Source organism: Streptomyces sp. NPDC047072 (assembly GCF_040643855.1).
In the GTDB taxonomy this organism is placed as follows: Bacteria; Actinomycetota; Actinomycetes; order Streptomycetales; family Streptomycetaceae; genus Streptomyces.
The window spans coordinates 95,527-110,567 of record NZ_JBEYVC010000002.1 but is presented as its reverse complement, the minus strand read 5'-3'; the positions used below and the strand labels follow the sequence as shown (position 1 = coordinate 110,567).

General features: G+C 68.9%; 15 protein-coding genes. 9 read left to right on the top strand and 6 right to left on the bottom strand.

Translation table 11 applies throughout. The features are described from left to right. Nucleotides 1-4: 4 nt before the first annotated feature. Entirely contained in the window at nucleotides 5-475 is a 471-nt protein-coding gene (locus tag ABZ896_RS01475) for a GNAT family N-acetyltransferase (RefSeq protein WP_360920058.1), read from the bottom strand. 97 nt (nucleotides 476-572) lie between these two features. Between ABZ896_RS01475 and ABZ896_RS01470 the strand changes: the two genes are divergently transcribed. Both ABZ896_RS01470 and ABZ896_RS01465 read left to right on the top strand, forming a co-directional pair. Beyond that, nucleotides 573-1,061: a MerR family transcriptional regulator gene (locus ABZ896_RS01470; protein ID WP_360920055.1), complete on the top strand. Its 489-nt coding sequence runs from the start codon at nucleotides 573-575 to the stop codon at nucleotides 1,059-1,061. After that, nucleotides 1,058-2,074 carry an aldo/keto reductase gene (locus ABZ896_RS01465; RefSeq protein ID WP_360920052.1) on the top strand — a complete coding sequence of 339 codons (1,017 nt, stop codon included), beginning with the start codon at nucleotides 1,058-1,060 and terminating at the stop codon, nucleotides 2,072-2,074. Before ABZ896_RS01470 ends, ABZ896_RS01465 begins: the two co-directional genes overlap by 4 nt. A 1-nt stretch (nucleotide 2,075) precedes the next feature. Here the strand turns inward: ABZ896_RS01465 and ABZ896_RS01460 are convergent, their stop codons facing one another. From ABZ896_RS01460 to ABZ896_RS01450, 3 genes are read right to left on the bottom strand one after another with little or no spacing between them, the layout of a single operon-like run. Beyond that, nucleotides 2,076-2,936 carry a DUF4429 domain-containing protein gene (locus ABZ896_RS01460; protein ID WP_360920049.1) on the bottom strand — a complete coding sequence of 287 codons (861 nt, stop codon included), beginning with the start codon at nucleotides 2,934-2,936 and terminating at the stop codon, nucleotides 2,076-2,078. Between the two features lie 58 nt (nucleotides 2,937-2,994). Then, the gene (locus ABZ896_RS01455) at nucleotides 2,995-4,212 is read right to left on the bottom strand and encodes an alpha/beta hydrolase (RefSeq protein ID WP_360920046.1); all 1,218 of its coding nucleotides are present in this window, start codon (nucleotides 4,210-4,212) and stop codon (nucleotides 2,995-2,997) included. A gap of 54 nt (nucleotides 4,213-4,266) precedes the next feature. Then, the gene (locus ABZ896_RS01450; protein ID WP_360920043.1) at nucleotides 4,267-4,902 is read right to left on the bottom strand and encodes a TetR family transcriptional regulator; all 636 of its coding nucleotides are present in this window, start codon (nucleotides 4,900-4,902) and stop codon (nucleotides 4,267-4,269) included. A 66-nt stretch (nucleotides 4,903-4,968) separates the two neighbouring features. On the opposite strand from ABZ896_RS01450, the gene ABZ896_RS01445 reads away from it, so the two are divergent. Both ABZ896_RS01445 and ABZ896_RS01440 read left to right on the top strand, forming a co-directional pair. Then, the gene (locus ABZ896_RS01445; RefSeq protein ID WP_360920040.1) at nucleotides 4,969-6,588 is read left to right on the top strand and encodes an MFS transporter; all 1,620 of its coding nucleotides are present in this window, start codon (nucleotides 4,969-4,971) and stop codon (nucleotides 6,586-6,588) included. Nucleotides 6,589-6,850: 262 nt separating this feature from the next. Further along, nucleotides 6,851-7,162, top strand: coding sequence for a small hydrophobic protein (locus ABZ896_RS01440; RefSeq protein WP_360920037.1), 312 nt, complete (start codon nucleotides 6,851-6,853; stop codon nucleotides 7,160-7,162). Nucleotides 7,163-7,330: 168 nt separating this feature from the next. On the opposite strand, the gene ABZ896_RS01435 is transcribed toward ABZ896_RS01440, so the two are convergent. Together ABZ896_RS01435 and aceE are read right to left on the bottom strand one after the other, a co-directional pair. After that, entirely contained in the window at nucleotides 7,331-8,068 is a 738-nt protein-coding gene (locus ABZ896_RS01435; RefSeq protein WP_360920034.1) for a potassium channel family protein, read from the bottom strand. Nucleotides 8,069-8,163: 95 nt separating this feature from the next. Continuing rightward, on the bottom strand, nucleotides 8,164-10,896 hold the full coding sequence (aceE, locus tag ABZ896_RS01430) for a pyruvate dehydrogenase (acetyl-transferring), homodimeric type (RefSeq protein WP_360920031.1): 2,733 nt from the start codon (nucleotides 10,894-10,896) through the stop codon (nucleotides 8,164-8,166). A 343-nt stretch (nucleotides 10,897-11,239) separates the two neighbouring features. Here aceE and ABZ896_RS01425 point away from each other — a divergent pair, with 343 nt between their 5' ends. From ABZ896_RS01425 to ABZ896_RS01405, 5 genes are all read left to right on the top strand, one after another. Next, entirely contained in the window at nucleotides 11,240-11,671 is a 432-nt protein-coding gene (locus ABZ896_RS01425) for a DUF3052 domain-containing protein (RefSeq protein WP_232646584.1), read from the top strand. Nucleotides 11,672-11,783: 112 nt separating this feature from the next. Then, nucleotides 11,784-12,242: a peroxiredoxin gene (locus ABZ896_RS01420; protein WP_020136458.1), complete on the top strand. Its 459-nt coding sequence runs from the start codon at nucleotides 11,784-11,786 to the stop codon at nucleotides 12,240-12,242. A 96-nt stretch (nucleotides 12,243-12,338) separates the two neighbouring features. Beyond that, nucleotides 12,339-12,914, top strand: coding sequence for a calcium homeostasis/redox stress adaptation protein (locus ABZ896_RS01415; RefSeq protein ID WP_007381726.1), 576 nt, complete (start codon nucleotides 12,339-12,341; stop codon nucleotides 12,912-12,914). Between the two features lie 181 nt (nucleotides 12,915-13,095). Then, nucleotides 13,096-13,671: a TerD family protein gene (locus tag ABZ896_RS01410; RefSeq protein WP_360920026.1), complete on the top strand. Its 576-nt coding sequence runs from the start codon at nucleotides 13,096-13,098 to the stop codon at nucleotides 13,669-13,671. Between the two features lie 124 nt (nucleotides 13,672-13,795). Next, on the top strand, nucleotides 13,796-14,944 hold the full coding sequence (locus tag ABZ896_RS01405) for a DUF475 domain-containing protein (RefSeq protein ID WP_360920023.1): 1,149 nt from the start codon (nucleotides 13,796-13,798) through the stop codon (nucleotides 14,942-14,944). Nucleotides 14,945-15,041: the final 97 nt, after the last annotated feature.

The following is a 15,041-nucleotide window of genomic DNA, read 5'->3' as shown; positions in this document are numbered from 1 at the left end:
GGGCTCAGAGCCTCAGCATCATCACGGGGTCCGGCTTGGGGGCGAAGCCGAGGGAGGCGTAGAGCGGCTCGGCCGCCACGGACGCGGTCAGCATGACCTGTCCGGCGCCCCGCTCCCGGAACCACGCGAGGAGCTCGTCCATGCACGCGCGCGCGTACCCGCGCCGACGCGCCTCCGGGTCGGTGGCGACGCTGAAGACGTACCCGGACCGCCCCTGCGGACTGCTCGCCTTGCCGATGCGGTAGTCGACCGTCCCGACGACCAGCGCGGCCAGCGTCCCCGGCCGCTCCGGACGGTCCACGACGAACGCCGCGAAGTCGCCGTCCGCCTCGCCCAGCCGCTTGCGCAGCTCCGGCAGCGCCTCGGCGTGCCAGGCCACGGACGGGTCCCCGCCGGGCAGGTCGTCGATCATCACCTGACGCAGCCGCAGTACTTCCTCGGCGTCCTCGGGCCCGGCCCGGCGTGCGAGACTCATGCCCCGCACGCTAACCGTGTCGGCCGTGTGTCGTCCTGCCGATTTCTTACCGGTTCCGCTTGCTTGGAGTGCACTCCAAGGCCATAGCGTTGGAGCCATGACGGTGATGGAGACCACGGGAACCAGGACCGACAGCTGCGCGGCACCACCGCACCCCCACCGGCGCCCGGCGGGGCAGGACAGCTACACGATCAGCGAGGTCGTCGCCTTCACCGGCCTGACCGCGCACACCCTGCGCTGGTACGAGCGCATCGGCCTGATGCCGCACATCGACCGCTCGCACACCGGCCAGCGCCGCTACAGCAACCGCGACCTCGACTGGCTCGCCTTCGTCGGCAAGCTCCGCCTCACCGGCATGCCCGTCGCCGACATGGTGCGCTACGCGGAACTGGTCCGGGAGGGCGACCAGACCTTCGGGGACCGTTTCAAGCTCCTGGAGGCGACCCGCCGGGACGTACTGGCCCGGATCGCGGAGCTCCAGGACACGCTCGCCGTGCTCGACCACAAGATCGGTTTCTACGCCGGGGCCGGCGGCACGGACAGCGAGAACACCCGCACGGAGTGGGAGAAGGAGAAGGCAGGATGACCGACGGCAGGATCCCCACCGCACAGCTGGGCGACGACGGCCCCGCGGTCGGCGTACAGGGCCTCGGCTGCATGGGCATGAGCTTCGCGTACGGCCCCTCGGACGCGAAGGAGTCCCGGGCCACCCTGGAGCGCGCCCTGGAACTCGGGATCACGCTCTACGACACCGCGGACGCGTACGGCGCGGGGGAGAACGAGAAGTTCCTCTCCCCGTTCTTCAAGGAGCACCGCGACGAGGTCGTGATCGCCACCAAGTTCGCCCTGTCGATCCCGCCCGGCGAACCGACCCGGCGGGTCATCCGCAACGACCCGCCCTACATCCGCCAGGCCGTCGAGGCGAGCCTGAAGCGGCTGGACGTCGAGGCGATCGACCTCTACTACATGCACCGGCGCGATGTGAACGTGCCGATCGAGGAGTCCGTCGGCGCGATGGCGGAGCTGGTGCGCGAGGGCAAGGTCAAGCACCTGGGCCTGAGCGAGGTCACGGCGGCGGAGCTGCGGGCCGCGCAGGCGGTGCACCCCATCGCCGCGCTCCAGTCGGAGTGGTCGCTGTTCAGCCGCGACATCGAGGCGCAGGTGGTCCCGGCCGCCCGTGAACTGGGCGTGACGCTGGTGCCGTACTCCCCGCTCGGCCGGGGCTTCCTCACCGGCTCCTTCACCAACGCGGACAAGGACCTCACGGCCGACGACTTCCGCCGCCAGCAGCCCCGCTTCACGGGCGAGAACGCGGCGGCGAACGCGGCCCTGCTGGAACCGATCCGCACGGTCGCCGAGGCGCACGGAGTCTCCCTGGGCCAGATCGCCCTCGCCTGGGTCCAACAGCAGACGACCGTCCACGACCTCCCCGTGGTCCCGATCCCGGGCACCCGCAAGCCGAGCCGCGTGGAGGAGAACGCGGCGGCGACGAGGATCGAACTGACGAAGGAGGAGCTGGAACTCCTGGAGCCGATCGCGGGTCAGGTGGCAGGAGACCGTTACGCAGACATGCGGTTCTCTTCAGCGGGCCGCGAGTGAGCTAGAGCTCCGCCAGCAACTCCGCCTTCTTCACGGAGAACTCCTCGTCGGTCACCAGCCCGGCCTGATGGAGTTCTCCCAGGTGGCGGATCCGCTCGGCGATATCCGCAGGATCCCGGCGCGGCACCGCCGCGGCCGGGACCGCGGCGCCGGGCCCCCGCTGCCGCACCGCGGCCAGCACCGCCGCTGCGAACGGCAGCGACTCGTGCACCGGCCCGTACCCGAGACCGAACACCACGGCCGCCGGGTCCTGGTCCGCCTGCTCCGGCTCCGGCTCCCCGCGGAGCAGCCGCAGATGCCCCTCGAAGACCTCCGGCGACCGCCACTCGACACCCGTCAGCTCGGACACCGGGAAACTCTGGTCTCCCGCCTTCCACTTCGCCGAGGAGGCGCCCGTCCAGAACCACCGGAAGTGCACGGTACGGCCGTCGAAGGACGCCTTCCCGTCGTACGCCTTGAACTGCAGCGGCACCTCGGGCGCCGGTACGAGGAAGCGTTCCGCCGGTTCCTCGTATCCCGGTCCCACCAGCGCCCGCAGCTCGTCGGCGTAGTACTCCGCGAGCGTCTCCTTGTCGGCGGGCAGCACCAGCCGGTAGGGGTCGCTGCCCTCCTTGAGCTGGCCGGCGGCCGCCTCCATCACCGGGTCCGCACCGGGCCGCGGCTCCGCGCGCAGCACCACCGTCCCGCGCCTGCCGGGAGTCAGCGTCACCCCGGAGATCGCCTCCAGCGGGATCCGCCGTTCGCCCAGCGCCTGGAAGAGCTTCGGTGTCCGGATCCCCCGTTCGTAGCGGATGAGCACGGAGTCGGACTCGAACTCCCAGGCGGCATGAAATCCGGCCAGTACGTCACCCATGCGGCTCATCGTATGCGGCACGAGCTTCTTCGTCCCCTCCCCGCGCAGACCGCAGTTCCTGAAGTCTCTACGCGCGTCCGGCCATGGCCGTGCCGGACAAACCGGCGCGGCAGGCTTCGTCCTCATGGGCACACCGCACCGAGCGGTATGCGCCAATACCGATTTCTGCGAAGTTGAACAGGCTTTCCGTTCCGGGTTCGAAGTAGCCGGCGTGCCCGTCCGCGCCCCGCGCGGAGAGCACCCGGGCGCCGAACGCCGAGGAGACCGGGTCGGCGCCGTGGCCCAGCCCGCCGACCTCCAGATAGGGCACGTCCTGGATCCAGTCCCCGGCGTCCCGCATCGCCCACACCTGGGCGGAGGTGCGCAGCCGGGCGGCGTTCGCGGCCCGCATGCCGGGGCTGCCGGCCACCGCGATGTCGGCGACCCGCTCCGGCAGCGCGTGCGCGGCGACTCCGCACACCACCGAGCCGTAGCTGTGGCAGAAGAGCGAGACCGGCGCGCTGCCGGGCAGCGCCCGCAGCAGCGCGTTCAGCCGTACGGCGCCCTGCTCGGCGCGCATCGCGGTGGCCGAGTCGATGCCGAGGCCGGCGGGCGCGGTGTAGTCGGCCCAGGCGATCACGGCGGTCCGGGTGCCGGGGCTCGCCGCCCGCTCGGCGCCGTACAGGGCCTGGGCCATGCCGACCGGTGCGGACCAGCTGCGGTTGGTGCGCTGGAAGGTGAGCAGGTCGGTGTCGACACCGGGGACGACGACCGACACCCGCTCCGCCTCGTCCAGGTCGCCGAAGACCTCGGCGACCCGGCCCGAGCCGTCGGGGTCGAAGGCGAGGATCTGCCGGCCGTCGGACATCAAAGACTCGAAGCGGTGCATACGGCGGCCCGCCTCCTGCTGACCCTCAGGGCTCAGCCGGGAGTCGTGCATCCGTTTGCGCTCCTGGACGGCGGCCTTGAACAGGGCGATGCGGTTGGCGCGGTAGCGCAGCAAAACGGGGGCGCCGTTCATGTTGCCGACCGCGAGCGGGTAGCGCCGGGCGAGCAGGAGCTGCTCCTGCTCGGTGAGCGTGGCGAAGAAGCGGGCGAGGGCACCGGGGGAGGTGTCCGGGTCCGGCAGACCGTGGCCATGGACGCGGCCGTGGCTCCAGGACTTGAGCGAGGCCTGGAGCGGCGTGACCTCCCGCTGGCCCCGCAGAGCGGTCCAGCCGGTGGTCGCCAGCATCACGAACACCACGGCCAGTGCGAGCAGCGCGCGCCAGACGTTGAGTTGCGGGGAGGTGTCGAAGGAAGTCACTGAAAGGACACACTAGGAGAACGAGACGGTCTCGGGTTAATCGAGTGACAGGGATCACGTTTCGGTGTAACGCGTCCACTTGCCGGTCAGGGCGGGTCCCAGCAGCTCAAGGTGGGAGACCGTCAACGCGCGCATCGCCTCCAGACTGAACTCGCCGCCGGTCAACCACTGCCGTTCCGTCACCCGCATCACCCCGCTGAACACGGCCACCAGCAGCCTGGGGCGCGGGTCGGCGACCGGATCCAGGCCCTCGCGCTCGGCGATCACCCCCGTGAGGACCTCCTCGACCTCCGCCGAGCGCCGCAGATGGGCGGCGAGCAGTACGGGCGTCGACTCGATCACCCGGTACATCCGCAGGAACGACTCCACGGGGACGACCGACTCGACGATGTCGTTGATCCTGTCCCAGCCGTCCAGCACGGCTTGGCGCAGCGCCTCCAGTGGGGGCTCATGCGCGGGGCGTGCGCGTACGGCGTCGACGAAGTGCGCCACCGTCATCTCGTCGAGCGCGAGGGCCGCGTCCTCCTTGCCGGCGAAGTAGCGGAAGAAGGTGCGCTGCGAGACCTCGACCGCGTCGGCGATGTCGTCGACGGTCGTCCGCTCGTAGCCCCGGGTGATGAAGAGCTCGATCGCGGTCCGCATCAGGGCGTCCCGTGTGCGCTGCTTCTTGCGTTCGCGCAGTGTTTCCATTGGTGTCAGTTACCGTCTTGTGAACTCGTTTGTCAATTGTCAGCGGCTGTCACTAGCCTCGAACACATGACTAGTCAGACCACCCTTGATACGACGGGGCAGGGGGGCGGATCTTCGGCCACCCCGTCGGATCAGCCCTCGGCCGCCGGTCTGCGCGGCCACCCCTGGCTCACCCTCCTGACCGTGGCGGTCGGCGTCATGATGGTCGCCCTCGACGGCACCATCGTCGCCATCGCCAACCCGGCCATCCAGTCCGACCTGAAGGCCAGCTTCGCCGACGTCCAGTGGATCACCAACGGCTACTTCCTGGCCCTCGCGGTCGCGCTGATCACCGCGGGCAAGCTCGGTGACCGCTTCGGCCACCGCCAGACCTTCCTGATCGGCGTCGTCGGCTTCGCCGCCGCCTCCGGCGCGATCGGGCTCTCGAGTTCCATCGCCGCGGTCGTCACCTTCCGCGTCTTCCAGGGCCTGTTCGGGGCGCTGCTGATGCCGGCCGCGCTCGGCCTGCTGCGGGCCACCTTCCCGGCCGAGAAGCTGAACATGGCGATCGGCATCTGGGGCATGGTCATCGGCGCCTCCACCGCCGGCGGCCCGATCCTCGGCGGCGTGCTGGTCGAGCACGTCAACTGGCAGTCGGTGTTCTTCATCAACGTGCCCGTCGGCATCCTCGCCCTCGTCCTGGGCGTGCTGATCCTGCTCGACCACCGCGCGGAGAACGCCCCGCGCTCCTTCGACATCCTGGGCATAGCCCTGCTGTCCGCCGCCATGTTCTGCCTGGTGTGGGCGCTCATCAAGGCCCCTAGCTGGGGCTGGGGCTCCGGACTGACGTGGGCGTTCGTCCTCGCCTCGGTCGCCGGCTTCGTGGCGTTCGCGTTCTGGGAGACGAAGGTCAAGGAGCCGCTGATCCCGCTCGCGCTGTTCCGCTCCGTCCCGCTGTCGGCGGGCGTGGTCCTCATGGTCCTCATGGCGATCGCGTTCATGGGCGGCCTGTTCTTCGTGACGTTCTACCTCCAGAACGTGCACGGTATGAGCCCGATCGACGCCGGTCTGCACCTGCTCCCGCTCACCGGGATGATGATCGTCGGCTCGCCACTCGCGGGCGTGCTGATCACCAAGCTCGGCCCGCGCAGCCCGCTGGCCGGCGGCATGGCGTCCGTGGCGATCGCGATGTACGGCATGTCGACGCTTCAGACGGACACCGGCAGCGGCGTCATGGCCGTCTGGTTCGCCCTGCTGGGCCTCGGCCTCGCGCCGGTGATGGTCGGCGCGACCGAGGTCATCGTCGGCAACGCGCCCATGGAGCTGTCCGGTGTCGCCGGCGGTCTCCAGCAGGCCGCGATGCAGATCGGCGGCAGCCTCGGCACGGCCGTGCTCGGCGCGGTGATGGCCTCCAAGGTCGACAGCGACCTCCCGGTCAACTGGAAGGAGGCGGGGCTGCCCCCGCTCACCCCCACCCAGTTGGACCAGGCCTCCGAAGCGGTCCAGGTCGGTGTCCCGCCGGTCGCCAAGGGCACCCCGGAGGCGGTCGCCGCGAAGATCACGGACGTCGCCCACGACACCTTCATCTCCGGCATGAGCCTCGCGTCCCTGGTGGCGGCCGGTGTCGCCGTCGTCGCCGTCTTCATCGCGCTGCTCACCAAGCGCGGGGAGAACGCCGAGGCGGGCGCGGGTGTGGGCCACATCTGACGCTGTTTGACGAGACGTCAGCCGACTTCCCCTATCAGGGTGAAGAGGCTAAAGATTTCTCGCTTCCGGTACGCGCCGCAGGTCACAGTGGGTCAAGTCCTCCGCACGGCCTGGTTCTACGGTCCTGGAGGGCGACCGGCGCTGCGGCGCGCTGCCGGAGGGGGGCGGCGCGCCGCAAGGCCCGGGATTAGGGCCCGAAAGCGGGGTACCCGCATCGTTGAACCCGATACGAGCCCAACCAACCGAGGGGTTCAGGGAGTTGATGATGGCGGGCTTCGGACACGGAACGCGCAGGTACCCCCGCTCACGTGGCCGTACGTGGTCACGGACCGGGCCGGATCGCGCAACGCTCGGAATCGTCGGAGTCATCTGCGCGATCGCCGGATTCTTCGTACTGGGCATCATTCTCGGCCCGGTGGCGATCGTCTGCGGTTGGCTGGCCATGGGTCGCAGCTGGTCCGGCGGCAATCGCGCCTGGCCGGCTCTGGTCGCCTTTGTACTGGGCGCCATCGACACGCTCCTGGCGATCATCTGGATCGCGGGTGCGGCCACCCCGGGCAGCGGAATCTTCTGACCCGGGGCGCGTGAGGGAAGGGCCCCCGGCGGGACGACCGGGGGCCCGCCCATGTCTGCCGACGGCTGCGCGGCTCCAGGGACGCCGGTGGTCACGGACCGGGCCGGACTGTCCCCGGAGGGGCCGCCTCCGTCCTGGGCCCGGGGCTCCCGTCGTCCGTCTGCGGGATCACCCTCCGACGGATGTCTTGCGCAGGGCCGCCACCTCGGCTCGCAGCGCACGGACCTCCTCCGTCAGGGCTCTGATCGCCTCCGTCTGGGCGCGTTCCTCCACGTCGTCCTTGTCGAAGCGCTCGATGAACCACGCGGCGATGTTCGCGGTCACCACACCGAGCAGTGCGATGCCGGACAGCATGAGCCCGACCGCGATCATGCGGCCCAGGCCCGTGGTCGGCGCGTGGTCGCCGTAGCCGACGGTCGTCATCGTCGTGAAGGACCACCACACCGCGTCACCCAGTGTGCGGATGTTCCCGTCCGGTGAGTCCCGTTCGACGGACAGCACCGCCAGCGACCCGAACATCAGCAGCCCCACGACCGCGCCGGCGACATACGTCGTCACCCGGATCTGCGAGGCCATCCGCGCCCGCCGCCCCACCAGCAACAAGGTCGACACGAGCCGCAACAACCGCAACGGCTGTATGAGCGGCAGCACGACGGCACACAGGTCCATCCAGTGCGTACGGACGAACTCACGCCGCCGGGAGGAGAGCCCGAGCCGTATCAGGTAGTCGACGGCGAAGGTCCCCCACACGACCCACTCCACCGCCGTACACGCGACGGTCAGGGAGTGCCCGGCGGAGGTGTCCACGATCGGTACGGCATAGGCGACGGCGAACACGATCGCGAGGGCGAGCAGAGGCCGCTGGGTCCACTGTTCCCAACGGCCCTGAGCCGAGAGTTCCTGCATAGGGGGCATGTTAGGCGCCCCTGGAAGCCCCGCAGGGGCCTTCTAGGGGCGCGGGGAACTGCGCGACCAGCCCCCACGCACCCGCAGCCGAACGACTACGCGTCCCCTCCAGCCGCCCCGGGGTCAGCAGCCGCAACATCCAGCAACTGGTACCGGTCAATGGCTTGCTTCAGCACCGACCGATCCACCTTCCCCTCCCGAGCCAACTCGGTGAGCACCCCCACCACGATCGACTGCGCGTCGATGTGGAAGAACCGCCGAGCCGCCCCACGCGTGTCCGCGAACCCGAACCCGTCAGCCCCCAGCGACTGATAAGAACCCGGCACCCACCGAGCGATCTGGTCCGGAACCGCCCGCATCCAGTCGGACACGGCCACGAACGGCCCCTGCGCCCCGGCCAGCTTGCGCGTCACGTACGGCACCCGCTGCTCCTCCTCGGGGTGCAGCAGGTTGTGCTCCTCGCAGGCCACCGCGTCGCGCCGCAGCTCGTTCCAGGAGGTCGCCGACCAGACATCCGCCTTGACGTTCCACTCCTCGGCGAGGATCTTCTGCGCCTCGACCGCCCAGGGCACCGCGACACCGGACGCGATGATCTGCGCCGGGATCGACCCGGACGTGCCCTCGGAGAAGCGGTAGACACCCCTGACGATGCCCTCGGCGTCCACGTCCGAAGGCTCGGCCGGGTGCTGGATCGGCTCGTTGTAGACGGTGAGGTAGTAGAAGACGTCCTCGCTGTCCGGGCCGTACATCCGCCGCAGCCCGTCCTGGACGATGTGCGCGATCTCGAACCCGAACGCCGGGTCGTACGCCACACAGCCCGGGTTGGTCGAGGCGAGCAGCTGCGAGTGCCCGTCCGCGTGCTGGAGCCCCTCACCGGTCAGCGTCGTACGCCCCGCGGTCGCGCCAAGGACGAATCCGCGCGCCAACTGGTCCGACATCTGCCAGAACTGGTCGCCGGTGCGCTGGAAACCGAACATCGAGTAGAAGACGTAGACCGGGATGAGCGGCTCGCCGTGCGTGGCGTACGCCGAGCCCGCCGCGATCAGCGAGGCCGTACAGCCCGCCTCGGAGATGCCGTCGTGCAGCATCTGCCCGGTCGGCGACTCCTTGTACGCAAGGAGCAGCTCGCGGTCCACCGACTCGTACTGCTGGCCGAGCGGGTTGTAGATCTTCGCGCTCGGGAAGAACGAGTCCATGCCGAAGGTGCGGTACTCGTCCGGCGCGATGAGCACGAACCGCTTGCCGAGCTCCTTGTCCCGCATGAGGTCCTTGAGCAGTCGTACGAACGCCATCGTCGTGGCGATCGACTGCTGGCCGGAGCCCTTCTTCACGGTCGCGTACGTCTTGTCGTCCGGCAGCGCGAGCGGCTTGGCGCGCACCACGCGCGTGGGGACGTAACCGCCGAGGCCCAGCCGGCGGTCGTGCATGTACTGGATCTCCTCCGAGTCCCGGCCCGGGTGGTAGTAGGGCGGCGCGCCCGACTCCAGCTCCTTGTCGGAGATCGGCAGGTGCAGCCGGTCGCGGAAGCCCTTGAGGTCGGCGACCGTCAGCTTCTTCATCTGGTGCGTGGCGTTGCGGCCCTCGAAGTTGGGGCCGAGCGTCCAGCCCTTGACGGTCTTCGCGAGGATGACCGTCGGCTGGCCCTTGTGCTCCACTGCCGCCTTGAAGGCCGCGTAGATCTTCTTGTGGTCGTGACCGCCGCGGCCCAGGTGCAGGATCTGGTCGTCGGTCATGCCCTCGACCATGGCGCGCAGCCGCTGGTCGTCACCGAAGAAGTGGTCGCGGATGTAGGCGCCCGACTCGGTGGCGTAGGTCTGGAACTGGCCGTCCGGGGTGGTGTTCATCCGGTTGACGAGGATGCCGTCGCGGTCCTGCGCGAGCAGCGGGTCCCAGGTGCGGTCCCAGATCAGCTTGATGACGTTCCAGCCGGCGCCCCGGAAGACCGACTCCAGCTCCTGGATGACCTTGCCGTTGCCGCGCACCGGCCCGTCGAGGCGCTGGAGGTTGCAGTTGACGACGAAGGTCAGGTTGTCCAGGCCCTCGCGGGCGGCGATGGTCAGCTGGCCGAGCGACTCGGGCTCGTCCATCTCGCCGTCGCCGAGGAACGCCCACACCTGGGACTTGCTGGTGTCGGCGATTCCGCGCGCGTGCATGTAGCGGTTCATCCGGGCCTGGTAGATCGCGCCGATCGGGCCGAGGCCCATCGACACGGTCGGGAACTCCCAGAAGTCCGGCATGAGGCGCGGGTGCGGGTACGAGGACAGGCCGTGCGGCGCCTTGGACTTCTCCTGGCGGAACGCGTCGAGGTTGGCCTCGCTGAGGCGGTCCAGGAGGAACGCGCGGGCGTAGATGCCGGGGGAGGCGTGGCCCTGGAAGAAGACCTGGTCGCCGCCGTCGCCCTCGTCCTTGCCGCGGAAGAAGTGGTTGAAGCCGACGTCGTAGAGGGACGCGGAGGAGGCGAAGGTGGCGATGTGCCCGCCGACGCCGATCCCGGGACGCTGGGCGCGCGAGACCATCACCGCGGCGTTCCACCGGGTGGCGTTCAGGATCTTCCGCTCGATCTCCTCGTTGCCCGGGAAGAACGGCTCAGCCCTGGTCGGGATGGTGTTCACGTAGTCCGTGCTGCGCATCTCGGGCACGGCCACGCGCTTCTCGCGGGCCCGCTCGATCAGCCGCAGCATCAGATAGCGGGCCCGCTCCCGGCCGCGCTCGTCCACGGCGGCGTCGAGCGAGTCGAGCCACTCCTGGGTTTCCTCGGGATCGAAGTCAGGAACCTGACTCGGAAGGCCGCCAATGATGATCGGGTTGCGATCGGATCCGGAAGCCACGCTGTTCCTTACCTGTCAGAGGGCCGTATTTCTGTATGTCTGCACCGCTCCCCATCGTGTACCTCGGGGGGCCAAACGTCATCTCTACTCCGGGGTAACCCGGGGCCCCACACCCGGGTATGGTTCCCAAACACACAAAGAGGGCAGAAAGGTGTGGCATGCGTCACGGGGTGGCCGCGATGATGTGCCTGGAGTTGCGTCGACACGTTCCGGAACGTCACCGTTTCGGCGGTCTGAAACGCCGGGTACTTGCGCGATCCGCCCCGCCCGTGTGGACTACGGCCAATGCTTCGCGCACGCGCGTGGCTCAGACATACCCAAAGACATGATCAGGAGGCAACCCGTGAGCGCGACCGCGGACCACGCGGAGACGAGCCCTGCCGTGAGGCTGGGGTTCCAGCCCGAGCAGGTGGTCCAGGAGATCGGCTACGACGACGACGTAGACCAGGAACTCCGCGAGGCCATTGAGCAGGTCATCGGCAGCGACCTCGTGGACGAGGATTACGACGACGTCGCCGATGCCGTGGTGCTCTGGTTCCGTGACGACGACGGCGACCTGACCGACGTACTGGTGGACGCCACCACGTACATCGAGGAGGGCGGCTCGATCCTGCTGCTGACGCCGAAGACCGGACGTGACGGCTACGTCGAGCCGAGCGACATCTCCGAAGCCGCGACGACGGCGGGGCTCTCCGCCTCCAAGAGCGTCAGCGTGGGCAAGGACTGGAGCGGCAGCCGGCTGGTGACGCCCAAGGCGGCCAAGTCCAAGAAGTAGTCCCGTGGGACCGGACGGGCCGGTATGACCGGCCCGTCCGCTTCCGTGCGGTGATCGCTGCGTAGGGTGGCTCCGTCACTCGAACAGCCCCCACCGAAGGGACATCCGCGCGATGGCGATCCAGGTCGGCGAAAAGGCCCCCGACTTCGAGCTCAAGGACAACCACGGCCGCACCGTGAAGCTGTCCGACTTCCGGGGCAGCAAGAACGTCGTGCTGCTCTTCTACCCCTTCGCCTTCACCGGCGTGTGCACCGGTGAGCTGTGCGAGCTGCGTGACAACCTTCCGCAGTTCTCCGACCGCGACACCCAGCTGCTCGCCGTCTCCAACGACTCCATCCACACCCTGCGCGTCTTCGCCGAGCAGGAGGGCCTGGAGTACCCGCTGCTCAGCGACTTCTGGCCGCACGGCGAGGTCTCCCGCGCCTACGGCGTCTTCGCCGAGGACAAGGGCTGCGCGGTGCGCGGCACCTTCGTCATCGACAAGGAGGGCGTGGTGCGCTGGACCGTCGTCAACGCCCTGCCGGACGCCCGTGACCTGAACGAGTACGTGAAGGCGCTCGACACCCTCTGATTGTTCGCCTCCAGGGACTGCGGGGGCCGGGAACCCGTCACTAGGATCGAATCGTTGATCCGGCAGCATCACCACCAGCGAACCTATGGAGGACTCGTGGGAGTCAGCCTCAGCAAGGGCGGCAACGTATCGCTGACCAAGGAGGCCCCGGGCCTGACCGCGGTCATCGTCGGTCTGGGGTGGGACGTCCGCACCACGACCGGCACCGACTTCGACCTCGACGCGAGCGCGCTGCTGCTGAACGCGGCGGGCAAGGTCGCCAGCGACGCCAACTTCGTCTTCTTCAACAACCTCAAGAGCGCGGACGGCTCCGTCGAACACACCGGCGACAACATCACCGGTGAGGGCGAGGGCGACGACGAGCAGATCAAGGTCAACCTCGCCGCGGTCCCGGCCGACGTCGACAAGATCGTCTTCCCGGTGTCGATCTACGACGCAGAGAACCGCCAGCAGTCCTTCGGCCAGGTGCGCAACGCGTTCATCCGCGTCGTGAACCAGGCCGGCGAGGCCGAGATCGCCCGCTACGACCTCTCCGAGGACGCGTCCACGGAGACGGCCATGGTCTTCGGCGAGCTCTACCGCAACGGCGCCGAGTGGAAGTTCCGCGCCATCGGCCAGGGCTACGCCTCGGGCCTGCGCGGCATCGCCCAGGACTTCGGCGTCAACGTCTGACGGGGCCGTCCGGCGGTCGGGCGGCGCGGTACGGATCCGGGCCCGCCCGGCCGCCGGGAGAACCGACGGGAGCCGCTGGGAAACTCCCGGGCTCCCGGTCCGGTGTCGCACGGTTTGCGCGCGGCGCCGGGTGTGCAGGACAGCACCAAGACAAGCACCGTTTCGGGGAGGGACCAGCAGCATGGGCGTCACGCTCGCCAAGGGAGGCAATGTCTCCCTGTCCAAGGCCGCACCCAACCTCACCCAGGTGATGGTCGGGCTCGGCTGGGACGCGCGCTCCACCACCGGAGCCGACTTCGACCTCGACGCCAGCGCCCTGATGTGCGCGGGCGGACGGGTCCTGGGCGACGAGTACTTCATCTTCTACAACCAGCTCAAGAGCCCGGACGGCTCGGTGGAGCACACCGGCGACAACCTCACGGGTGAGGGCGAGGGCGACGACGAGTCGCTGCTGATCGACCTCTCCAAGGTGCCCGACCGGTGCGACAAGATCGTCTTCCCGGTCTCCATCCATGACGCCGACAACCGCGGCCAGACCTTCGGCCAGGTCAGCAACGCCTTCATCCGTGTGGTCAACCAGGCCGACGGCCAGGAACTCGCCCGCTACGACCTCTCCGAGGACGCCTCCACCGAGACCGCGATGATCTTCGGCGAGGTCTACCGCTACCAGGGCGAATGGAAGTTCCGGGCGGTCGGCCAGGGGTACGCGTCCGGCCTTCGGGGCATCGCGCTCGACTTCGGGGTCAACGTCTCATAACGCGATATGAGCAAAAGGCGGGGCCCGGTCGGCTCTGGGGCGGGGCCGACTAGACTCCGCTTCAAAGGTTCGTAAAGCCGAGTGCGGCGCGGGGGAAGCCCGTACACACAGGATTGGGTAGCCAGTGGTTCTGAAAACCTTCGGTTGGTCGTTCGCGGTCACCGCACTCGGGCTGGTCGCCGCGGTGCTGTACGACGGGTGGACCGCCTTCGGCGTCGTCGCGATCCTGTCCGTCCTCGAGATCTCGCTGTCGTTCGACAACGCGGTGGTCAACGCCGGGATCCTGAAGAAGATGAACGCCTTCTGGCAGAAGATCTTCCTCACCATCGGCGTGCTCATCGCGGTCTTCGGCATGCGGCTGGTCTTCCCGGTCGTCATCGTCGCGGTCAGCGCCAAGATGGGCCCGATCGAGGCCGTCGACCTGGCGCTCAACAACAAGGACCACTACCAGCAGCTGGTCACCGACGCGCACCCGGCGATCGCCGCGTTCGGCGGCATGTTCCTGCTGATGATCTTCCTGGACTTCATCTTCGAGGACCGGGACATCAAGTGGCTGGCCTGGCTGGAGCGCCCGCTGGCCAAGCTCGGCAAGATCGACATGCTCTCGGTGTGCATCGCCCTGATCGTCCTGATGATCACGGCGATGACCTTCGCGACCCACGCCCACCAGCACGGCGGCGCCCATGTCGACAAGGCGCAGACGGTCCTGATCTCCGGTATCGCGGGCCTGGTCACCTACATGATCGTGGGCGGGCTCTCCGGCTACTTCGAGGACAAGCTCGAAGAGGAGGAGGAACGCGAGCACGAGGAGGAGGAAGCCGCCGAACGCTCCGGCAAGCCCCGCTCGGCCGTCGCCCTGGCAGGCAAGGCCGCGTTCTTCATGTTCCTGTACCTGGAAGTCCTGGACGCCTCGTTCTCCTTCGACGGTGTGATCGGCGCGTTCGCCATCACCAACGACATTGTCCTGATGGCGCTGGGTCTGGGCATCGGCGCGATGTACGTCCGTTCGCTGACCGTGTACCTGGTCCGCCAGGGAACCCTGGACGACTACGTCTACCTGGAGCACGGCGCCCACTACGCGATCGGCGCCCTGGCCGCGATCCTCCTGGTCACCATCCAGTACGAGATCAACGAGATCATCACGGGCCTCATCGGCGTCGTCCTGATCGGCTGGTCCTTCTGGTCCTCGGTCCGCCGCAACCAGAAGCTGGCGGCCGCCGAGGGAAAAGCACAGGGCTCGGACGCGAAGACTGAGGTCTCTTCCGGAGTGTGACGACCCTCCGGGTGAGGAACGCTCTGAGCGGGGCGGCCGGGCCTCCGGCCGCCCCGCCGGTTTTCCGAGTGCCGGTTCTTCCAAGGTGCTGGTCTTT